This window comes from Symbiobacterium thermophilum IAM 14863 (assembly GCF_000009905.1).
Lineage (GTDB): Bacteria > Bacillota > Sulfobacillia > Symbiobacteriales > Symbiobacteriaceae > Symbiobacterium > Symbiobacterium thermophilum.
In genome coordinates this window covers 334,198-355,700 of sequence record NC_006177.1, presented here as the reverse complement: position 1 = coordinate 355,700, position 21,503 = coordinate 334,198, and the positions used below count along the sequence as shown (strand labels likewise).

Genomic DNA, 21,503 nt, shown 5'->3' with positions numbered 1-21,503 from the left:
CGGCCCGGTGGAGGGCGCAAACATCATCCCCCTGCAGGTTTCAATCCTCACCCGGCCTCGCGGCCGGGTGCTACCTGGCCGAAATTCGCATCCTGGCCGGCAACATCATCGTTTCAATCCTCACCCGGCCTCGCGGCCGGGTGCTACCGGCAGAAGACTGACGCCGAGTACAGCGCCGACCTGTTTCAATCCTCACCCGGCCTCGCGGCCGGGTGCTACCCCTACCCGAGGGGAGGCCGCTTCCTGAGCCAGGTCTCGGTCCTGGTTTTGCGAACCGCACTGCAGAGACCGTTTCGGCAATATCCTACGGTGACAGGTGAAACGCGAAACCCGCTTCCCACCTGGCCTTGGAGACATTTGCGAACCCCCCGGGTTTTTGTCAGCATTACTGGTTCGCACTTAGAGAACGAGCGGCCCTTCAAAGTCGATCGCACGGAAAACACCGAACTCCTGTACGTACTGTTCCTTGGGTTCCATCAGGCGGTAGATGCGCAAGCTGTCTTCCGACTGGTCAATCTCGTCCAGGAGGTTCCGGACCAGTTCCTCGTACTGGGCTTCATGTAGGGATTGATTCGCCGCTGCAAGAGCCACTGAACGTTTTGCTCACTGAAGTACCCTGCATCGGCAGAAACCTCCTCCGGCATCTCATCGACATTGGTTTCGACCTGCTCCATCATGGGGATCAAGTGCGGAGCATCTGCCGCCTGGTTTGTTACGGCAGCAGCTACGATGATCTGCGTATCGGCATCGACGACGGCCTGGGCGTTGTACCCCTGGATGAACTGCTTATCAGAGCCTTTCATGATCCGGGAATCGGGATCCGTAAAGTTGCGCTGCGCTGTTGGTGCGGGGTCTGCTTTCGACCGCTTCCGCCGACGACCGCCCTTGGGCCCCTTGGGTCCCGGCTCCTCTGGAGGCTCATGTTCGTCAGCGCCGGCCCTCAGGCGCGCTTCGGCTTCCAGAGCAGCCTTGGCTTCTTGAATCTTGGCCAGCCGCCGCTCTCGGAAGCGGAGTTCTTCGGGCAGTTCATCCCCACGACGATGCGGGCCGAAGCGATCATCCTCGGCCCGGTCAGCTTCCTCGGCTTTCTGGAGCAACTCAGCGATCTCCGCTTTCAGGCGTTGTTCTTCCTCCACCATCCGGCTGTAGCTCATCGCCTTGTGCTTGGAGGCGTTGGCCTTGATCTTGGTGCCGTCCAGGGCCACATGACCCAGGCGAACCAGCCCGGCCTTCTTGCAGATCTTGACCACTTGCAGGAACAGGTCGGAGAGGGCCTTTAGATGCCGCTTCCGGAAATCGCTGATCGTCCGGAAATCGGGCTGATTGTTGGCCGCAAGGACGCGGAAGGCTACGTCCTCCTGCAGCCGGCGTTCGATCTTGCGAGAGGAGTAGACGCCGTTGCAGTAGGCGTACAGCAGCACCTTGACCATCATCCGCGGATGGTACGGTGGGTAACCTCGCAGCTCTCGCTCGTATGTCCGTTCGATTTGGCTCAAATCGAGTGAGTCCACGACATCACTCAGGAAGTAAGCGAAATGGTCATGCGGAAGCCAGTCCTGCAGGGCAGGGGGCAGCAGCAACAGTTGATTGGGCTGATACGGTCGATACGTCTTCTTGCTCATGCTGAAGACATTGGACACCCAACCCTTTTGCTCCTACAGAACTGGCTTACTCAGACAGGTTCCTAGGTCAGCCCACTGGGCCAGCCTTGTGGCCGGGTGCTACCATCGGTCACCTGATTGACACGGCGATCGTTGAGGGGTTTCAATCCTCCCCCGGCTTGTGGTGGGGTGCTACCTCTTCTAGTCACCGCGGAGCAGGCCGGCGACGTTGTTTCAATTCTCACTCGGCCTTGTGGCCAGGTGCTGCGATCATGTCCAAGGGTCATGTCTGCGAGGGCGATGCCGTTTCAATCCTCACCCGGCCTTTGGGCCAGGTGCTACCGGCGGATGATGGCGACCGGCTTGCCGTACTCGTCGTTTCAATCCTTACCGGCCTTACGGCCGGGCGCTGCCTAAGCACATGGCCCTGCTGATTGAGGTTGCACTGTTTCAATCCTCACCCAGCCTGGGGGGCGGGTGCTACCAGGGCTGTCCCCGATGATGGCGGCGTAGTAGATGATGTTTCAATCCTCACCCTACCTTAGGGCTGGGTGCCACTGGCAGGTGCTCCTGGGCGGCGTGATCGACATCGACGAGTTTCAATCCTCACCGGCCTTTGGGCCGGGTGCTACATGAGCCATGGCAGATATGGCTGAGGCCATCGTGTTTCAATCCTCACCCAGCTTTAGGGCCGGCTGCTACGGGCGCTCTGCTACCTCTCCAGGGCGTTCACTCTCTGGTTTCAATCCTCACCCAGCCCACGCCGAGGGCTACTGGGCGTGCCTCAGATGGTGGCCGAGAGGTACTCGGCGTTTCAATCCTTGCTCGGCCTTGGATCCGGGTGCTACCAGCGGTGACAGTCGAAGCGTCCAGGGTGACAGGGTTTCAAGAGCCGGGTGCTACCCCGCGAGTTGAACTCAATTGCCCCCTCATCGAACACGTTTCAATCCTCACCCGGACTCTCGGCCGGGTGCTACGTGCGACCGCCTCGTACCAGTCCGAGCAAAAGTGGCCAATCCTTACCCGGTCTCGCGGCCGGGTGCTAGGCAATCTGATTAGATTTCAAACCATCCTAAGCCTTACGAGGATGACGCCTCAGGTGACACTTCCCCTGTTTCAACCCTCACATAGCCTTGCAGCTGGGTGCTACGGTACTCGGGGAAAGCCACCTGGACGCTCAGACTAAGCGCCCCGGTGACCGGGCCAAACGGCCCGTGCCACACGGGGCATCCCCTCCTTACGCAATTACGGCTTCACCAGGCACGTAAGGGTAACGCCGGGGTAACCAAGTGCATCCAGGGGACCTTCAGGTGGTGACTGTACATCGTAGTGGCTGAAATCGCGGGGGACCTCAACCCCATTCCGGAGTTTATCCGTCTGAATTAGCTCGAAAAGTTTGTGCGTCGGGGCGCACCCCTTGGCGTCATCATGGGTGAAGACCCAGAGGCCCCGCATGTTCATTTCGCCACGGACGGCAGAACGGTCGTAGTCAAATAGGTGCTGCAGCGCGTCCCAGAGGATGCGGAGATCGTCATCCGTTACGCCGGTTTTCTCGGCGAGGAACGGGTTAAAGAAGCCGTGGGCGCGGTAGAGGCCATAGGGGACGATCGGCTTACGGCCCATCTCTGTTGGGCCGGTTGCCATGCGCACTGTAGTGGTACGGGCCTGGCGGGTGATGGACAGGTCCAGGGGGGTAATGGGATGCTGGGAGCGGGCAAAGGTAAGCTGCACCGGCCCACGTACCTGACCGGCGTTGAGACCCGTGGAGAGCACAGCGCCGAACATCCGAATGTCGTAGTAGGTTTGGCACAGCCATTTGCGCGCCTTATCCTGAGTCTCAGCCGTCAGTTCGCCCTTGCGGGCCTTGGCGGCGTCGGCCAGGCGCCGGCCAAGGTCTCGTAGTTTACGGTTTAGCTCTCGCTGTTCTTCGTCAATGCCCTCAGTGAGTGCCCGAATGATGTCCTGTTGACGAAGAGACTCGCCGGAGTACAGGAGTCGCTCGCCGTCTACGGCGAAGCCGGCGTCTGCCTTTCCGGCCAGCCAGGCCATCAACTCCTCGTCCTCCAGCTCCTCGCCCTGGAGCGAGGTAACAACAGGCTCGTACCCCACGTGCCGGAATGCCCCCAGGATGAGGGTGTTGAGGGCGACCTTGCTCTGGATAAAGATGGGTTTGCCGAGGACGCCGGACACGTAGTCTCGTACCTTGCGCTTGAGTGCTACATCCGTAACCAAGCCGTGCATGGTTTCGGGGTCGATCCGTGGTAAGTTGCCGGCATCGGGATCACCGTTGGGATTCCCGTCCCGTACGTCAAACAGCAGGACAAACTCATGACGCTTACTCACATCCGTGTGACTCACGGTGCAACAGCCCCTTCCACCTTCAAGTTGGATGTTTGACCGCCCTTAGCTCTGAACTGCACTCGTTGATGGTAAAAGCCCAAGGCAAACTCGGCCTGCTCAGGGAGCGTCAGAGTCTTGGGGAAGCCGCCCAGTTCGTGGATGCGAGCGAGTACCTCGCCGATCAGTTGTTCCAGTTCCCCGTGGCCCCGCCTTTCTCTCCGGATTTTTGCAAGGTGGGACGTCTGTGCACGGTTGAGCAGGTAGGCAAGGTTGGCCGCCGGTGCGGCGGCAGTGGCTCCGTAGAACCGATCCGCAATCGTTGCGTTCAGCTTGCCGACTGCTGCCCGCCGCTGGACTTCCTCCAATACCGCAAAGAGGCGGCCGCACAGATAGGCCCGTACATTGCGACTTGGGTCGAGCATTTCCATCTGCCTCACCTCTTCCTCCGACTTTCCAAATACCAAGCCAAGTTTGAGGGCAGCCGCGAGTCGATGCTGTAGTGCCGGATCTTGCCTGGCGACAGCTACCCGAAACCGGCGCACCGCCGCCTCAGCGATCTCCCACGGGGGTGGGTAGCCCAGAAACGCACTGCGGAGGAGGCTACGGGACAGGTTCGGATCCTCGCTTTCCAGAGCCAGCACCAGCGTGTCGATGGTTTGCGCAGATACAGTTGTCCCCGACGGGTCCACCATACGAAGAGCATCGAGGAAGGTGCGCAGGCTGTCCCTCAAGCGAGCGACTGATACGTCAAACCACTCCCGGACCACGAGCCTCCCCTTGTTGGCTGAAAGGATGGCCAAGTAGAACTGGTTATCACCCAGGGTGAGGGAAACGTCCTTGCCTGTCCATGGCACGTTCAACAGGGCCCGAAGTTGAGCCAGATCTGCCGGGGGGTCTCCTTGTCCCAGCCCGGTACCAACGCCGAGGACGGCGCCCAGCAGGTCCTCTACTTCATAGGTCACTTCCCCCACCCGTACCTCGAGAGGGTCTTTCATCCAGAACACCGCGAGCTGATTGGCCAACCCCCGCCCCTTGGGGTTGTTGACCAGGACGCGGTGGTGACGCTCGGTTCGAATCATGTAATCCAGCGCATCGATGGCGCTGCTGGCACAGGCAAAACAGATGGGAGAGTTGGCGGTTTGTTCCTTGCCAAAGGAGCGGAAGGCCGTTTGGTTGAAGGACGTGATCTGGCACTTTTGTCCCAGCACTACGACCTCGCGCGGAAGGATACGCAGTATGTGAGTGTGTTCGCCGCAGACCGCACAGTAAGAGGAATGATCCAGGGCGAGTTCCCTAGCCAGGTACCGGGCCCAAAATCGCTGCACCTCATGGTTTTCGGCTGGGTCCGTGCCATCAACCCTGAATGCCACCAGGCCGTCAGCGTCGATCCGATCGCGGATGACGGCAGCCTCGGGACTTGTCAGAAAGTCGAGGATGGCTCGCAGCGGCGCCAACCCAGTTTCCTGGTAGGCCTGATTCAATAACTCCACAAAGCTCCGGTGTTGCAACTCCGCCTGATGAGGGCGTTGCGGATCGATCTTGCCAAGGGCGTAACGGGCGTCATCTGCCAACAGGTAGGGTTTGAGGTTGGACTCCGAGGGTGTTCCTGAACGCTGTCGATCCGGAGCCGGAGTCGGTGCTATGTCCCTGCGGGCATAAGGACCCTCCAGGTACGCCTTTCCGCCCCGCAGGTTTACAATCCATCGCGGCGACTTGACCTTGTACGCAGTAGGCGGCAGGCGACCCTCAGCCCGAAAACGGTCGGCTGCCCTGACCAGTTCCCGCAGCATCGTCCCCCTCCATTCGATACAGGTCGTCGTACTTCTGTGGCGGCACGTGTAGCCACCCATGCTCGACGCGGGCATCAAAGAACAGAGGTTGGGCGTACCCGGTTACCCGGCAGGCTCCTCCTGGGCCGTGGCGGTGGAACTCCATTTCTGGCCTCTGGGAGGAAGGGATAAAGGCGATGTCAAACAGCATCGGGCCAACGTCCAGATTCAAGTCCGGAGGGGTCTCACCGTTATCGGGACTGAAGAAGGCCGGGAACTCCCGGGTACCGAGGTAGGGCGCGTGGTGGTACTGCCCGCGTTCGACCCTTCGACGAAACTGGTCCACATACTTGTAGATGGGATCGGTAGCGTGCGGGCGCAGTACCATGTCAGCGTGAATGAGGTATGCCACGTCCCGTAAGACGAGGCTGGCGCGTTGTTGCCGTTGATCTTCAATGAAGATCGGCGCATTACCCTGGCGCTCTGCCAGTTCATTACGGAGGATAGAGATCGTCTTGCCGGGTTTGAGAACGCCGATTGCCCGGATCTGGTAACGGAACTCCGGCCGCCAGAATATAGCCTCCAGAATCCCCCTGGCAGCACTCGGGGTCATGACGGGGTAAGAGACCCGTTCGACCTTGAACTCGGGACGGGAAAAACACGCCATGTCTCCCCATACCTTGACTGCCACCCGTGCCTTGTCGTCCACAGAAGCACCCCCAAACCGTAACCAGGTCATGCAATCAGATCGCTGGGGTCATGGAAGGATTGCACCAGCCCACGTTTGGGATCATAGCCACCGGACCAACGATAGAGCCCGCCAAAGACCGGTTCCAGCCACTCTGTGTTCTGGTGTACCTCCCTGCGATAGATGCTGACCACGTATGGTTGCAAAGCCCGCCATGCTTCGAGTGTTGGGCGCCGGAGCCAGTCGTCTAGGCGGCGAAACCCATCCTTGTAATCGACAACGACAGGCACTGTATCCTCGGCAATGAGACGGTAACGGGAAGCCACCTCTGGATAGTTCAGGTCTTCCCGTAACTGCTGGATGTTCTTGGCGTCGAGGTTGACCGTGGAGTAGAGCTCCGCAAAATACTCGCGGAAGATATCTGGACTGTGTAAAGCGTCCGGAGGGTAGTGTTCCAGTATCTGTCTTGCCTTCTCGATTCCAACCTTATATGGACCGCTCGGGCTTCCGCCCTCAGCAGGCTCGAAGATCACGAGCCGTCCGAAATGGCGCGCACCTTCCCGATTGCATCTCCCCGCAGCTTGAACAATGCGATCGAGGGGACCAACAGCACGCCAAACCTCAGGGAAATCGAGATCAACCCCGGCCTCCACGACCTGTGTACTGATGAGCCGTACGCGTTTGCCGTCCTTAAGGCGTTGTTTGACCTCGTTAAGGACTTCACGGCGGTGTGCACCGCAAAGAAGCGTGGAAAGGTGGAAGACATCGGGGTCTTCTTTGAGTACTTCCAAGAGGGCAAGCGCATCGCGACGGCGGTTCAGCACCACCATGATTTGCGACCGATTAGCTACTTCCCGAGCCAACTCTGCCCATGTCATAGGCTCCGCCCTGCGCTCATACTGAACGCGCCGTAACAAGGTGAAGTGTCGCGGGTAGTCCGTTACGATCTCGGAGATCCCTACTTCCTGGAAGTCAGATAGTGCAGGGACCCTATCCAGGGCCGGCTGAGTGGCAGTACATAGAACGACGGTTACCCCGTAGTTCTCTACTAAACTCCGCAACACGTCGACAGTAGGCGCCAGAATTTCTGGAGGCAGCGACTGTACCTCGTCAAGAAGGATTACTGAGCGTGCCAAGTTATGAAGCTTGCGTGCCTGGTGTGGACGGGCTGAAAAGAGGCTTTCGAAGAGTTGCACGGTGGTGGTGACAATAAGGGGGGCGTCCCAGTTTTCCGTTGCTAACCGTTGCCGCAGGGCCAGTTCTGACTGGCTTTCATCTTCCGGCGGTTGTAACTGGCTGTGGTGTTCCACCACCGCAGCGTTGCCAAGAATCTTCCGGTATTCGGTAGCTGTCTGGTCTATGATGCTCGTGTAAGGTATGGCCACAACGACCCTTCGCAGGCCATGAATAACGGCATGCCTCAGAGCAAATGCCAGGCCGCTCCGAGTTTTACCGCCTCCAGTGGGAACAGTGAGGCGGAAAATGCCCGGTGGTCGTTCTGCAGCGTGCCAACAAGCTTCGTATACTTCGCGCCGGACACGATTTACGAGTGTGTCCGGCACCCGCGCCATGAACTCCTGTTGATTTCGCTTGAACTGCTCTAGCAACTCCTCAAGCCTTGGCCATCCGCCTCGTTTGGATGCCTCCGCGGGGTTAAAGTGACCTTCGGTATCGAGGTAGTCGGCGTCAACGAGTGCTGAGTAAACCATTCGAATAAAAAGCTCGAGACGGGTGCCAGTAAGGGCAGGGGCACGGAGCCTGGGAAGCAGAGCCTTGTGCTCTTGGAGGTAGGCCATCATCTGGTCCAGGGCGACGGGGGTTTCCTGTACGAAGTGCTCCAACACCGAACTGATTGTGCCGCCGTTGGGGAGACCAGCATGGTGGCCGTAAATGGGTAAGGCGAGGAGCTTCCACATGTAAGCATCTTGTTTGTGTTTCCAGAGCAGCCAGTACGCGAGGGCTCCTCCCCAGATGGCGTGAGGAACGACGGGGTGCGGCTGTCCACAGTTCACGGTTTCAAGGTACTGTTGGAATGCGGGGTTTATCTTGCCAAGATCGTGGCAGAACCCGATCCAATACGCTAGTTCCCCAGCACCGAATGGTGCGGCGAACTGGCAGGCCATTCGTGCCACTTCTGTCAGGTGGGAATAGAGGTCGTGCCACCCCCGTGGCCCAGGACTGTGGGCGTAGCAGGGAATGGGACTCACCCCCGTCGACGTCTTATGTGAACAATGGCTCTACTTACCGAGACTCATCGGTCTGTCGGTGGTTAAGCCCAGAGAGGGTCTGTCTCGGCGACGTCCCAGCCGCCGTGGAATTTCGTGGCGGCCTTTTTCTTCGTTTTTAGGCCGTTTGCACGGCGCTGGATGCTTCTGGAGCGGCGTGTCTGCTTAGGGCTTCCGACAGCATTGGGAGCTGGCGGTATCCCTTGATGCGCCGGAAGCCCTTCTCCGCTTCCAGGAGGCCCGCGGCAGTCCAGCGCAGCACCTGCTGGCCGTTCCGCCAGCGCTTGACGTTGCGGCTAGCCATCCGTACCTTCTCGAAGGCGGACTCGATGGGGTTCGTGGAACGGAGAGTCTTGCGCAGCGCCTCGGGCAGTTCCAGCCGCAGGACGGTCAGGGTCTCCTCGAGCCCCTCGCGCAGGCTGGCGGCGGCGCCCGGATACTTGTCGTCCAGGGTCTTGGCCAGGCTGGTGAGAGCAGTCCGGGCCTTCTCGTAGTCCGTCTCCCTCCAGGCTTGCTCCAGCTTGCGGCTGACCCACGCGCGAGCCTCGTCCGGCAGGTGGTCCAGCACGTTGCGCTTTTTGTGAACTTGGCATCGCTGCACGGTCGCCCTGGCACCCAGCACGTCCCGCACGGCAGCCCTGAGGGCCTTGGCCCCATCTATCACCACCAGGATGCCCCCGTCCACCCGCAGGCCGCGTTCCACCAGGTCTGTTAGCAGGGCGCGACAGACGGTTGCGTTCTCGGTAGCCCCTTCCCAGAGGCCGAGGATCTGCTTTTGCCCGTCGTCCGTGATCCCCAGTGCGACCACCACGGTGTGGTCTGCGACTTCGATCCCGTCCAGCATCAGCACCAGGTAGCGCTGATCACCAAGCGGCCTCGCCAGCAGCTCAGCCAGTGCCTTGCGTGTGGCCGCCACGAAGTGCCGGCTTACGCTGCTCTTGGACGTAGCCACGGCCGGCAGATCGTCGCCCACCGGCTCCAGGCCATGATGGTAGCGCCGAGTGGAGAGGCCATGAAGCATCCGTTCCAGGGCGGCCTGCGTCAGCAACTGCTCATCCTGGAAGGCTTCGTAGCTCGAGAGCCTGACCTCCTGTCCGTCCTTCGTCCGCACCCGAGGCCGCTGGATGGGTACCTTCCGTCCCCCCAGCACCACCCGCCCCTCCTCGGCACCGTGCCGAAAAGCCTTTCGATTGGGGTTGTGCTTGCCCTTGGGGCCGACGATGGCCGTCACCTCTGCCTCCATCATGGAGCGCAGTACGTCAAGCCCCACAGCGACGGCCAGGGCCAGCAGACCCTCCTTGGCTGCTCCCATGAGGGCATGCAGCGTCACCTGCACCTGCTGGGGCAACCAGTGCTGTTTGTCCACCTCCAGCATCTGGCGCTTCTTGGTCTTCCCGTGGTACACTGACATCAGTGGCGGCAACCTCCTTCCTACTGTCCACCCCCGTTATACCAAACGGGGCTTGAGGGCCGCCACTTTGAATTTCCACGATTTCCGGGACAACGCCGTCTGTCTCCGCCAGACCAGTTACTCCAACAGCGATTATTTAGCATACTGAGTTGTTCGACAGAAGGTAATTGAACCCTGCAGGTTAAAGTACGGGTAGTGGTGTAAAATGCCCCGAGCTAGCTCAAGTTTCGCGTGAATAACCCGGACTTCGTGCAATGGAAACCCATTGAAAAAGCATCAGTCAGAACCAATGATACATGGTGGGAGTGTGGCCGCTCCCAATCCACCATGTGGAGGTTCGACTGATGCAGTCTCATGGTACGACACCCAACATCGCTGCGCAAGCCATCACGTCCACCACCCGACATGGTTTTCTCGTCGCTCTTGGCTGGGTAGCTCAAAGGCTTAACCTGGCTGAGATCCTGAATCGGCACCTGCGCATCAAGCAGAAGACCTACGCCCACACGCCGGTTGACAAGGTGGTCGAGGCGTTGGTTGCCATTCTCGGCAACTGTCGCTACATGAAGGATCTCAACTTCGACCCTGAGCCGCTGGTTGCCGATCCTGCCGTAGCTCAAGCCTGGGGGCAGGAACGCTTTGCTCACTTTCCACCGTCTGTGCGACCTTCAGCAAGCTGACGGAGGAGAACGTTCAGCAGCTTTCCGACGCACTCGCTGAGATCCAGGCCCCGCTGCTTCAGCAGGAGGTGGCTGCCGTAGCAGGTCCAGACCGCTCCGGAATGGTCATCGTCGACATTGACCTCACCGGCCAGAAGGTTCGGGGCGAGACCAGGCAGTACACCGGTACCGACTTCGGCTACATCCAGGGGAAGTTGGCCCGAGGCTATCAGATCGCAGCCGCCTTCCTCAGCGGGAAGCAGCAGCGCTTTGCCATCGACGGCCTTCTCAAGTCCGGCAAGGCCAACAGCCGTTCCGGCGCCTGCCTGCTCGAACTGATTCCCAGGATCGAAGCCCGGATTGGTCGTCCCCTGCGGCGAGTCGAATGGGTCGAGGCATGCCTGGCTCAGCAGAAGGCTCGGGTCAGGCAGCTGTATCAGCAACTGCAGACGGTATCAGGCAAGGGCAGCGCCCGCCGGAAGCAGAAGCTGCAGCGTGAGTTCCAGGAGGAGGTTCAGCACCTCCGTGAAGTGAACCAGCGACTCCGGCAGTACCGGCAGGAGAATCGGACGAACCTGGCTCCCCTCCGTATTCTGCTGCGAGCTGACAGCGCCTTTGGCACGCCGGAAGTGATCCAGCGCCTGCTGGAACTGGGGTATGAGTTCACCATCAAGTCCTACTCCGGGAGCAACGTCGCCTACAAGCACCTCTTCGACGCTGTACCGGCAGAGAACTGGGTTGAAGTCGAGAAGAACCGGTTTGCCTCCGAAGCCGTTACCGTACCTGGCCCCACTTTGCTCGCACCGTATCCGGTGCGACTGGTCGCCATGCGCCGCTGGGACGCCGATGGCCGGGAGGTCCGCAGCGTCATCCTGACTACGCTCCAGCCTGAGGAGCTCACCACGACAGAGGTCGTCAAGCTCTACCATGGACGGCAGACCATCGAAGCCGGGTTCCAGGAGTGGAAGGGAACGTTCCACTTTGGTACTCCTCGGCTGCGGAAGTATGAGGCCAACGCCGCCTTCACGCAGCTGGTCTTGTTCGCCTTCAACCTGGTGCGCTGGGCTTGGCGGTTTCTGAGCACGAACTCGCCCAAACTGGCCGAGGCGGGGAGTCGACTCTTGGTACGAGTAGCGGCCCGGTGCCGAGCAACCATTCGGTGCCTCGGCGACACGCTGCGGTTGGTGTTCAGCCGGGGTACTCCCCTGGCTGGAGCTGAGATTACCCTGAACCGGGCCACTCCCTACCCATACGCCCTTTTAACACCACGAATGTCGAGTTGTTCGCGTGAAACTTGAGCTAGTACTTTGCTGCAGGGTCATGCCCTTCCAGCCATAGTCGGCTTCCCCCACCCAAAGCGGCACATCTATCGGCACACCGCCCTCTCAGGCGGTGAGACCTAACTGCTCCGCCCGCCAGGCCCCCAAGGCCCTGGCCGGATCATAGCTACACTGCTTCCTGACCAGGGTGAACAGCACCCGCAACAGCTTGCACGCCAGCGCCACCAGGGCCTGCTTGCCCTTGAGCGGGTTCTGCTGGCGAGTCCTGAAGTGCTTGTACAGCGCTCGAAACTCCCGGTTCTTGGCGGCCGCCGTCATCGCCATCTGGTACAGCACGTGGCGCAGTCCAGGCCGGCCGCGCTTGCTGATGGGCGTCCGGCTACGGTCCCGCTGCCCCGACGTGTTCTCTGTCAGGTTGTAGCCCGCCAGCTTGCGAAGTTGCCGCCAGTCCGCATACCGGCGCAGGTCGCCTACCTCGCCTAGGAAGGCAGCAGCGGTCACCACACCGACCCCAGGCACGCTCAGCAGGTACTGGGCGAGGCCCGTCTTCTCCAACGCCTCGGCCATTGCCGCCTCCGTCTCCGCCAACCGTTCCTTCCAAAAGATCACTTCTTGGAGGATCTGCCGCAGCTGAAGCCGGGCGGCGTCCAGCCCGTACGGCACCCCTATAGACCGCCGAGCCGCTTCCTGCAGGTCCTGGGCCCGCCGGAGCCCAACCCGCCGGTTGCTGGCAGCCCGGAGTTCCGCCGCCAGCTGAGTCACCGGCACCGCCAGCACATCCTGTGGAAACGGCCGGTACTGCAGCACATACAGCGACGCCTGACCGAGCGGGTCGGCAAACACCTCCGTGTACTCCGGGAAGTACTCGTCCAGGAGCGCCTGCAGCTGATTCAGGGCGGCGTTCAGCTTCCTCCGGTGTTGCTGCCGGGCCTGGGTTAGGATCCGCAGTTCTGCATAGACCCCGTCTGGCAGATACGGCACGGAGAACCGGCCTTGCAGGACCAACTGGGCGTTGAGCCAGGCGTCTTTACGGTCGTTCTTCGTGGGCGAGTTATCGTCCAGTTCCTTGCTCGCCTTGACATGGGCCGGGTTGACGATGACCACCGTGAAGCCCACCTGCTGGAGATACCACGCCAGCGGCTTCCAGTAGTGCCCGGTCGGTTCCATCCCCACCACCACGCGGGTAGCGCCAGCCTTCTCCTTCGCTCGTGCGATCTTTCCCAGTAGACGGTCGAACCCTTCCCTGCTATTCTGGAAATGGAAGGGGCTGCCCACGGGCACCTCGGTCCGTCCGTCGACCACCCAGGCCCAGTGCTTCCGCTTGGCGATGTCGATACCGACCACCACCGTGGGTTCACCTCGGACCAGGGCCAATTTCCTGGCTCGCTGCTTCAATTGCATTGCGTTCCGTGACCTCCTGTTACGAGTGGTGATTACCTTTCACACCCTACCGTATCAGGAGGCCTTTACTTTTCTCAACGCCGTCCTACATCATTACAGGACTGCTCTGCTCGTGCTACTTCCTCTGAATTCCCCGCCCGATTGCCCAATCCCTTCCATGGGCTCTCGCCTCGGGGTAGGGGATGCGCCGCGCACCAGCGAATGGAGAAGCTATGGTGTGCCACTCACTGCAACACGCGGGGCGGGCCGGGGGCACGCCCCGCAGCGGGAGGTGCTATTATGCCAACCCTTCCCCTCCTTCCCCAGCCCCGCACCGTCACCTGGGGCGACCAGACGGTCACGCTGCCCGAGACGCTCTGGGTGGTCGTCCTGGGCAGCCACGACCTGCTCCTGCCGACCCTGCAGCGGTTCCAGTCCGCCGCGGCCCGTGCGGGCATCACCGTCCACCTGACCGCCAGCCCGGTGGGCCTCTCCGGGGAACTGCACGTGACGGTCGACACCCAGGACCCCGGCATCACCCACCTGCAGGGCTACCGGCTGACGGTCTCCCCCGACGGCATCACCATCGGGGCCAGGGCCCCGGCCGGGGCCGCCTACGGCCTCGCCACCCTGAAGCAGTTGCTCTCCGGGGGGCGGCGGGTGCCGGCGGTGACCATCGCCGACTGGCCCGACTTCCGCCGCCGGGGCGTGATGCTGGACATCAGCCGGGGCAAGGTTCCCACGATGGAAAGCCTCTACCGCTTCGTGGACCTCCTGGCCGATCTGAAAATCAACGAGTTTCAGCTGTATACGGAGCACACCTTTGCCTACCGCGAACACCGGGAGGTCTGGCAGGCCTATTCGCCCATGACCGGCGAGGAGATCATGCTCCTCGACCGCTACTGCCGGGAGCGCTTCATCGACCTCGTGCCCAACCAGAACTCGTTCGGCCATATGACGCCGTGGCTGATCCACTCCCGGTACAAGCACATGGCCGAGGCACCCGACGGCTTCGAACTGCCCTGGGGCGGGCGCCGGAACGAGCCGTTCTCGCTCTCCCCGGCCGAGCCCTCGGTCATCTCCTTCCTCGCCGGGCTTTACGACGAGCTGCTGCCGCACTTCACCAGCCAGTACTTCAACGTGGGCTGCGACGAGACGTGGGACGTCGGCCAGGGCCGCTCGGCCCGGGCGGTGGCCGAACGGGGCGAGCACGAGGTCTACCTGGAGCAGCTGCTCAAGATTCACCGGCTCGTGGCGGAACGGCGCCGCACGATGCAGTTCTGGGGCGACATCATCATCAAGTATCCCGAAGCCGTGGCCCGGCTGCCGAAGGACGTGATCGCCCTGGAGTGGGGCTATGAGGCGGACCACCCCTTCGACGAGCACTGTGCCGTCTACGCCCACGCCGGCGTGCCGTTCTACGTCTGCCCGGGCACGTCCACCTGGATGTCGCTGGTGGGGCGCACCGAGAACGCCCTGCAGAACATGCGCAGCGCCGCCGAAAGCGGCCTGAAGCACGGCGCCCAGGGCTTCCTGAACACCATCTGGGGCGACCTGGGCCACCAGGACTACGAGCCCGTCGCCTACCTGCCGGTGGCCTTCGGCGCCGCCGTGAGCTGGGCGCTGGAGGCCAACCGGGAGGCCGACGTGCGGCCGTTCCTCGACCGCCTCGTCTTCGAGGACGGGGCAGGCCAGATCGGCAGCGTGCTGTACGACCTGGGCAACACCTACCTGGCGGCCGGCCCGCGCATTCACAACGGCACCGCCCTCGGCCGCCTCTTCCACAGCGCCCGGACCTGGCGGGAATGGAAGCTCCTGCCCGAAATCGACTTCGCCGCCCAGGCGGAGGCGGTGCGTCGCGCCGCCGCCGGCCTCGACCTGGCCGACCTGCGCTGCGCCCGGGGGCCCCTGGTGATGCGGGAGCTGCGCAACGCCGTTCGCCTGCTCCTCTTCCTCTGCGACCTCGGACAGACGCTGCAGGGCGTGCTGCGGGGCAGCCTGCCGTCTGCGGAGCAGCGCGAGGCGCTCGGCCGGGAGCTGGAGGCCATCGCCTGCGAGCACCGGGACCTGTGGCTGCAGCGCAACCGTCCCGGCGGGCTGGAGGAGATGAGCATGCCGCCGTTCCGCGCCTGGCGGGAGGAGCTGAAAAACCTGGGCTAAATCGCACGGGGCCGCCAGAGCCTGGCGACCCCGTGCCCCCTGCGGCACACACGCCCCTCTACTTATACAAGTGGTATGCCGCCGACTCCGCGGCGAACCGGCGCGCCTCCTCCTCCCACTGGGCCAGCACCGCCTCCAGCGCCAGCTCGCCCTCGACCGCCCGGTAGAGCAAGTCGGAGCCGCTCAGCCGGTCGACGGTGCGGGTCCCGTCCCACGATACCCACTGGAACTCCCCCGGGTGCAGCCGCCGCACCACGTCCAGAACGTGCGCTCCCAGCGCCACGGGCCGCACAGCCTGCCGGTTCACGATATGGACCTGCACGCCCCGGCACAACTGCCCCTGGTACTTCGACGTCCAGGGCGTGAAATAGGCCGGCCGGAACAGCACCCCGGGCAGGTTCCGCCGCTTCAGCTCGGCCACCGTGCGCCGCTCGTCGAGCCAGGGCGCGCCGAACACCTGGAAGGGCAGCGCCGTACCCCGCCCCTCCGAGAGGTTCGTTCCCTCCAGGAAGCAGAGGCCAGGGTAGAGCGTGAGCATGTCGAGCCCGTTGGCCGCCGGGCTGGGCGGAACGAAGGGGAGGCCCGTCTCGTCCCACCACATCGTGCGGCGCCAGCCCTCCATGGGCACCACGGTGAGGTCGCAGCCCAGGCCGAACCGGTCGTTCAGCCACCGGGCAATCTCCCCGTGGGTGAGGCCGTGGCGGGTGGCCACGGGGTAGAGGCCGACGAAGGACTCCAGCCCGGGCCGCACAACGCCGCCCTCCACCTGCACGCCGCCGATGGGGTTGGGCCGGTCGAGAACGACCAGCCGCTTGCCGCTCTCCGCGGCGGCCTGCATGCACAGGGCCAGGGTCCAGGTGTAGGTGTAGAAGCGGGCCCCGGCGTCCTGGATGTCGAAGAGGAGCACGTCCACCTCCCGGAGCATCTCCGGCGTGGGCTTGCGGTGTTCGCCGTACAGACTGTACACGGGCAGCCCGGTCACCGGGTCGGTGGAACTGCTCACCTTCTCCCCCGCCGCCGCGTCCCCGCGGATGCCGTGCTCCGGCGAGTAGAGCGCCGTCACCCTCACGGCGGGGTCCGCCACCAGCAGGTCCACCAGCGACTCCAGCTGGCTGTTGGTTCCGGTGTGGTTCGTGATGAGGCCGACCCGCACGCCCGTGATCAGCTCCTTGCGGGCGGCGAGCAGCACCTCGTTGCCAAGCCTGATCCTGGCCATGTCGCATCCCTCACGCTTGCCAAAGGAGTTGACCGAACCGTGAACGCCGTACCGATCGTCGACGCCCTGCACGAGACCCGCTGGCCCCGCGGCCTGCGCGCGGCCGGGCCTGCGGAGGCCGGGTTCGACCCGCAGCGCCTGGAGCAGGCCATCGCGCTCCTGGAAGCGGAGATCGCCGCCGAACGCCTGCCCGGGGCGGTTGTGGTCATCGCCCGGGACGGAAAGGTGGCCGTCCACCGGGCCCTCGGGTGGGCAGCCGTCTACCCGGAGCGGCGGCCGATGCGGCCGGAGACCCTCTTCGACCTGGCCTCGCTCACCAAGGTGATCGCCACGCTGCCGGCGGTGCTCCGGCTGATCGAGCGGGGCGACATCCGGCTCGACGACCCGCTTCACCTTTTCTTCCCCGAGTACCAGGGCGAGGGGCGGGAGGAGATCCGCATCCGTCACCTGCTCACCCACACCGCCGGCCTCCAGCCGTTCAGCCAGGCCTTGCGGGACCCCTCCCGGCCCCGGGAGGAGCTCATCGCCCGCATCGCCACCCTGCCGCTCGAGGCGCCCCCGGGCACCCGGATCATCTACAGCGACCTGGGCTTCATCCTGCTGGGCGAACTGGTAGCCAGGGTCAGCGGCCAGCCGCTGGAGCGGTTCGTGCAGGAGCAGGTCCACGGGCCCCTGGGGTTCACGGAGACCGGCTTCCTGCCCACGGGCGAGCGCGCTGCCCGGGCTGCGGCCACCGAGTACCGGGAGCGGCTGGGCCGCTACCAGTGCGGCGAGGTGCACGACGAGACGGCCACCGCCCTCGGGGGCATCGCCGGCCACGCCGGGCTCTTCAGCACGGCGCCCGAGGTGGCCGCCTACGGCCAGATGTGGCTCGACGGCGGCGCCGGGGTGCTCTCGCCCGCGATGGTGGCGGCGGCCACCCGTGACCAGACGCCGCACATCCAGGGCCCGGAGCACCGGGGCCTCGGCTGGATCGTCGCCCGGGAGGACTCGGAGTCGCTGAGCTGCGGCGACCTCTTCAGCCCCGGCTCCTTCGGCCACACCGGGTTCACGGGCACCAGCCTCTGGGTCGACCCCCACCGGCGGCTGGTGGTGGCCCTCCTCACCAACCGGGTTCACTTCGGCCGCACTCCGCACATCATCCGCCTGCGCCCCCGGTTCCACAACGCGGTGGCAGCGGCGCTGCGGTAGGTCGGAGTCGGCCAGAGAACTGCCAGGGCGCACTTGCCCTGGCAGTTTCCGCATTGCGATCAGAGTTCCAGCGGCAGCCGGTCCCCGGCGGCGTATTGGCGCAGGCCGCCCTTGGGCACCATCAGCGTCGCCGCGTACTTCCAGTTCAGCCCGCCGCCCAGGCAGCCGCGCAGCCGGGCCAGCGACTTGTAGTAGTCCGCGTACGGCCAGCCGGTGCCGCCGTTCCACAGGGCGAAGCTGGAGAGGGCATCGCAGTACTGCTCGAAGATGGGCTCGGGAATCTCCACGTAGATGTCCGGCTCGTAGTCCTCCATGTCCTCCCAGTTCTCCGAGAAGTAGACGCGGCGGGTCCAGTGGGCCGGCTTCGCCCGCTCGATCCACTTCAGCGCCGCGAAGAAGTGGGCGTCCATGGCGATCTTGTGGGCATGCCGATGGTCGCGGTGGATGGAATGCTCCGGGTGCGTGATGATCACGTCAGGCTTGATGTCGCGGATGATGTCGCAGACCTCGAGGGAGATCTCGTCGTTGTACGGCAACTCGGCGTCCTTGTAGTTCAGGACGATCGACTCCGCGCCCAGCTTGCGGGCACACTCGGCGGCCTCCCGCCGCTTCTGCTCGGCGTACTCCTCGGCCGAGAGGGTGGGGTGGCCCTTCTCGCCCGGGGTGAGGCTCAGGATGAACGCCTTGTGCCCCGCGGCGGTGTACTTGGCGATGATCATCCCGGCGGAGAGTTCCTGGTCAGCCGCATGCGCACCGATGGTGAGGATTCGCATCTCCCTGGTACCCGTCATGACCGATTCCTCCTTGTCTTCGCAATCCGTGACAAGATCGGAGCCGTGTCGCGGTTCCGTTGCTTGCGCGTCAGTCGCTGTGCCCCGGCAGCGCCACGGGCAGACGGCCCGGCGCCGCCGCCTGTCCCAGCAGGCAGCGCAGCGCCGCCTCCGCCGCGAGGGGCCGCTCCTCGTACATCACCACGGCCCCCGCCATCCCGGGCACGGCCAGCAGATCATACGGCCCCCGCTGCGGCACGAGGACCACGCGGTGGCCCGCCGCCTGCAGGGCCCGCACCAGGGCCACCTGGCCGGGGAAGCGCGGCGCCAGGAACGTGGCCACCACCACCGGGTCGGCCCCGGCTGCCGCCGCCACCAGCCGCTCCACCTCGTCGGGGTCCGGGTCCCGCCGCACACCCACGGCCCGCAGAGCCGGGGCGAGCCGTGCCGCCGCCTGCAGCACCGGCGAGCCGGCTGGCTCCCTTTCCTCCACCTCCACCACGGGGGCGGGGTCGACGGCGAGGAGCAGGGCCCGCTCCGGCCGGAGGGGCACCAGGGACCCGAGATCGCCCACGGCGGTCACCGCGGCTGCGGCGGCCTCGGCAGCCAGCGCCTGATGCGCCGGGGCGCCGACGTCGGCCAGGTCGGCCGTCTGCCAGCGTTGCGCCACCCGCTCCCGGGCGGCCCGCACCCGGCGCAGCGCCTCCTCCACCCGCCATGCGGGGATGCGGCCACTCGCAATGGCGGCCCGCACCGCCGCAATCGCCTCCCGCTGGAGGCGCTCAGTGTGGGAGATCAGCACCAGGTCGGCGCCGGCGGCGATGGCCTGCACCGCCCCCTCCGCGGTCCCCGCGTGGTCGGCGATGGCCTTCATCTCCATGCAGTCGGTGATCACCAGCCCGTCGAAGCCCAGTTGCTCCCGCAGCAGGCCCGTCAGCACCGCGGGCGAGAGGGTGGCCGGCCGGTCGGGGTCCGGTTCCACCGCGGGAAAGACGACGTGGGCCGTCATGATGGCGTCCACCCCCGCCGCGATCGCCCAGCGGAACGGCACCAGTTCCACCGCCTCCAGCCGGTCCATGCCGTGGGGCACCCGGGCCAGGGCAAGGTGCGAGTCCACGTCGGTGTCCCCGTGGCCCGGGAAGTGCTTCGCAGTGGCCAGCACTCCCTCATCGTGGTGGCCGCGGATGTAGGCGGCCCCGTGCTCGGCCACCCGGGCGGGGTCAGATCCGAAGGAGCGCACGCCGATGACCGGATTGGCAGGGTTGACGTTCACGTCGAGCACCGGGGCCAGGTTCATGTTGATGCCCATCGCCCGGAGCTCCCGGGCGATGCCGGCACCCACCCGTCGGGTGAGGTCCGGTGAGCCGGCGGCACCCAGGCTCATGGCGCCGGGCCAGGGGGTGACGGCCAGCCGGAGAACGATGCCCCCCTCCTGGTCGACGGCGATGAGGAGCGGGAGATCGGGACTGCAGGACTGGATGCGCGCCGTGAGGCGGCGGGCCTGGTCCGCCGAGACCAGGTTGCGTGCGAAGAGGATGACCCCGCCCACGCCCTCCGTGCGGATGAGGGCCTCGGGCACGTCGCCGGGGTCGGTGCCGCGGAAACCGATCATGAAGAGTTCCCCTGCGCGCTCAGCCAGAGACATGGCCGTCACTCCCCTCATACTCTGCTGAATGTATACTGGAGGACTAACAAACATTTGTTCTAACTCATTAGAGGATGCGTATAGTGGTATATACAATCCCTCTTTTGGATTAGGAGGAATTCTCCCCCGCTGGAAGGAACTCCTTTTTTGTTCCTTCCATTCGGACGACGGTGAAAAAGGTGTGACGCGTCTGTGCAGAAGTTGCTAATTTCGCTTGTGACCATTTTGTTTGCCATTGTTTGCATGTTCCTGGTAATCCAGAACATGCCCGGCGATCCGGTGGAGACACTGGCCGCTGAGATCGCACAAACCCAAAATCTGGAGATGGACCTGGCTTACGCCAGGGCCAAGAGCATGTTGAACTACGACCCTGACATCCCCGTCCTGCAACGTCTGGCAAACTACCTGGCCGGCGTGCTGCGCGGAAACCTGGGTGAGTCACTCAGCTATCACAAACCCGTCACCAGCCTGATGCTGGGCGCACTGCCCTGGACCCTGCTGGTGCTGACGATATCGCTGTTTCTCTCCTTTGCCATGGGGGTCATCGTGGGCCTCTTCATCGCCTGGAAGCGGAAGCGGTGGCTGAACGCTCTGCTGAACGTGTGGCAGTCGATCTTCGGTTCGATTCCCAATTACATCGTGGCCTACTTGTTGGTCTTCCTCTTCGCCGTCAACCTGGGCTGGCTTCCTTCCCGCGGCCCGTACAGCGCCGAGGTAACTCCCGGGTTCAACGGCGCCTTCATCGGTGACGTGCTACAGCACGCCATCCTGCCGGTTCTGTCATACTTCCTCACGACGGTAGGCGGCTGGACCGTCAGCATGCGCGCCAACGCGATCGGTGTGCTGAGCGAGGATTACGTCACCTACGCCACCGCCCGCGGGCTCCCTCAGAAGCGAATCCTCCTCCAGTATGTCGGTCGCAACTCCATCCTGCCGATGATCACCTCGCTGGCCATCTCCTTTGGCTTCATGTTCGGCGGATCTCCGCTGATCGAGAACCTGTTCGTGTACCCAGGCGTTGGCTATTACCTGAACGTGGCCATCTCGCGCCGGGACTACCCCCTGATGCAGGGGATGTACTTCATGATGATCGTCGTGGTGGTGCTCTGCGGGTTGCTGGCCGAGTGGCTCTACACAGTGCTGAACCCACGCCTGAGGGAGAGGTGAGCGC

General features: G+C 63.7%; 14 protein-coding genes, 1 pseudogene and 1 CRISPR repeat array (1 of these 16 running past the window's edge). Of the genes and pseudogenes, 5 read left to right on the top strand and 10 right to left on the bottom strand.

Features of this window, described 5'->3' with window-relative positions; all coding sequences use genetic code 11:
• A CRISPR array of direct repeats spans positions 1 to 219; the repeat unit is 37 nt; unit sequence GTTTCAATCCTCACCCGGCCTCGCGGCCGGGTGCTAC (it extends 1,783 nt beyond the left edge of the window).
• A 287-nt stretch (positions 220 to 506) separates the two neighbouring features.
• From STH_RS01655 to STH_RS01630, 6 genes and pseudogenes are all read right to left on the bottom strand, one after another.
• A pseudogene (locus STH_RS01655) lies at positions 507 to 1,622 on the bottom strand (IS1182 family transposase); the annotation flags it as partial.
• 1,224 nt (positions 1,623 to 2,846) lie between these two features.
• Positions 2,847 to 3,959: a type I-C CRISPR-associated protein Cas7/Csd2 gene (cas7c, locus tag STH_RS01650; protein WP_011194447.1), complete on the bottom strand. Its 1,113-nt coding sequence runs from the start codon at positions 3,957 to 3,959 to the stop codon at positions 2,847 to 2,849.
• The gene (gene cas8c, locus STH_RS01645) at positions 3,956 to 5,731 is read right to left on the bottom strand and encodes a type I-C CRISPR-associated protein Cas8c/Csd1 (protein WP_011194446.1); all 1,776 of its coding nucleotides are present in this window, start codon (positions 5,729 to 5,731) and stop codon (positions 3,956 to 3,958) included. Before cas8c ends, cas7c begins: the two co-directional genes overlap by 4 nt.
• Positions 5,688 to 6,419: a type I-C CRISPR-associated protein Cas5c gene (gene cas5c, locus STH_RS01640; RefSeq protein WP_242654562.1), complete on the bottom strand. Its 732-nt coding sequence runs from the start codon at positions 6,417 to 6,419 to the stop codon at positions 5,688 to 5,690. The genes cas8c and cas5c overlap by 44 nt, the downstream gene beginning before the upstream one ends.
• A gap of 26 nt (positions 6,420 to 6,445) precedes the next feature.
• A complete protein-coding gene (locus tag STH_RS17760; protein ID WP_011194444.1) occupies positions 6,446 to 8,605 on the bottom strand; it encodes a CRISPR-associated helicase/endonuclease Cas3 in 2,160 nt (719 codons plus the stop codon).
• Positions 8,606 to 8,741: 136 nt separating this feature from the next.
• Positions 8,742 to 9,869 carry an IS256 family transposase gene (locus STH_RS01630; protein ID WP_083766174.1) on the bottom strand — a complete coding sequence of 376 codons (1,128 nt, stop codon included), beginning with the start codon at positions 9,867 to 9,869 and terminating at the stop codon, positions 8,742 to 8,744.
• Positions 9,870 to 10,378: 509 nt separating this feature from the next.
• Between STH_RS01630 and STH_RS19250 the strand changes: the two genes are divergently transcribed.
• Both STH_RS19250 and STH_RS01625 read left to right on the top strand, forming a co-directional pair.
• Complete coding sequence (locus tag STH_RS19250) at positions 10,379 to 10,711, top strand: hypothetical protein (protein WP_242654561.1); 333 nt, start codon at positions 10,379 to 10,381, stop codon at positions 10,709 to 10,711.
• 68 nt (positions 10,712 to 10,779) lie between these two features.
• Positions 10,780 to 11,988: a transposase gene (locus STH_RS01625; protein ID WP_011194441.1), complete on the top strand. Its 1,209-nt coding sequence runs from the start codon at positions 10,780 to 10,782 to the stop codon at positions 11,986 to 11,988.
• Positions 11,989 to 12,075: 87 nt separating this feature from the next.
• Here the strand turns inward: STH_RS01625 and STH_RS01620 are convergent, their stop codons facing one another.
• The gene (locus STH_RS01620; RefSeq protein WP_011194440.1) at positions 12,076 to 13,371 is read right to left on the bottom strand and encodes an IS110 family transposase; all 1,296 of its coding nucleotides are present in this window, start codon (positions 13,369 to 13,371) and stop codon (positions 12,076 to 12,078) included.
• Positions 13,372 to 13,650: 279 nt separating this feature from the next.
• Here STH_RS01620 and STH_RS01615 point away from each other — a divergent pair, with 279 nt between their 5' ends.
• Entirely contained in the window at positions 13,651 to 15,510 is a 1,860-nt protein-coding gene (locus STH_RS01615) for a beta-N-acetylhexosaminidase (RefSeq protein WP_043713013.1), read from the top strand.
• A 58-nt stretch (positions 15,511 to 15,568) separates the two neighbouring features.
• Here STH_RS01615 and STH_RS01610 read toward each other — a convergent pair whose 3' ends face one another.
• A complete protein-coding gene (locus STH_RS01610; RefSeq protein ID WP_070105439.1) occupies positions 15,569 to 16,726 on the bottom strand; it encodes an exo-beta-N-acetylmuramidase NamZ family protein in 1,158 nt (385 codons plus the stop codon).
• 39 nt (positions 16,727 to 16,765) lie between these two features.
• Here STH_RS01610 and STH_RS01605 point away from each other — a divergent pair, with 39 nt between their 5' ends.
• Positions 16,766 to 17,917 (top strand): serine hydrolase domain-containing protein, encoded by a 1,152-nt coding sequence (locus STH_RS01605; RefSeq protein ID WP_011194437.1) that lies wholly within the window; start codon positions 16,766 to 16,768, stop codon positions 17,915 to 17,917.
• A 59-nt stretch (positions 17,918 to 17,976) separates the two neighbouring features.
• Here the strand turns inward: STH_RS01605 and STH_RS01600 are convergent, their stop codons facing one another.
• Complete coding sequence (locus tag STH_RS01600) at positions 17,977 to 18,708, bottom strand: PIG-L deacetylase family protein (RefSeq protein ID WP_011194436.1); 732 nt, start codon at positions 18,706 to 18,708, stop codon at positions 17,977 to 17,979.
• A gap of 70 nt (positions 18,709 to 18,778) precedes the next feature.
• On the bottom strand, positions 18,779 to 20,332 hold the full coding sequence (gene nagZ / locus STH_RS01595) for a beta-N-acetylhexosaminidase (RefSeq protein ID WP_050742050.1): 1,554 nt from the start codon (positions 20,330 to 20,332) through the stop codon (positions 18,779 to 18,781).
• Positions 20,333 to 20,524: 192 nt separating this feature from the next.
• On the opposite strand from nagZ, the gene STH_RS01590 reads away from it, so the two are divergent.
• Entirely contained in the window at positions 20,525 to 21,499 is a 975-nt protein-coding gene (locus STH_RS01590; RefSeq protein WP_011194434.1) for an ABC transporter permease, read from the top strand.
• Positions 21,500 to 21,503 lie beyond the last annotated feature (4 nt).

Coding starts and splice junctions, on each gene's coding strand:
- STH_RS01615 (WP_043713013.1), top strand. CDS start 13,651: ATGCCAACCCTTCCCCTCCTTCCCCAGCCCCGCACCGTCACCTGGGGC.
- STH_RS01630 (WP_083766174.1), bottom strand. CDS start 9,869: ATGATGGAGGCAGAGGTGACGGCCATCGTCGGCCCCAAGGGCAAGCAC.
- STH_RS01620 (WP_011194440.1), bottom strand. CDS start 13,371: ATGCAATTGAAGCAGCGAGCCAGGAAATTGGCCCTGGTCCGAGGTGAA.
- STH_RS01600 (WP_011194436.1), bottom strand. CDS start 18,708: ATGACGGGTACCAGGGAGATGCGAATCCTCACCATCGGTGCGCATGCG.
- STH_RS01610 (WP_070105439.1), bottom strand. CDS start 16,726: ATGGCCAGGATCAGGCTTGGCAACGAGGTGCTGCTCGCCGCCCGCAAG.
- STH_RS19250 (WP_242654561.1), top strand. CDS start 10,379: ATGCAGTCTCATGGTACGACACCCAACATCGCTGCGCAAGCCATCACG.
- cas8c (WP_011194446.1), bottom strand. CDS start 5,731: ATGCTGCGGGAACTGGTCAGGGCAGCCGACCGTTTTCGGGCTGAGGGT.
- nagZ (WP_050742050.1), bottom strand. CDS start 20,332: ATGTCTCTGGCTGAGCGCGCAGGGGAACTCTTCATGATCGGTTTCCGC.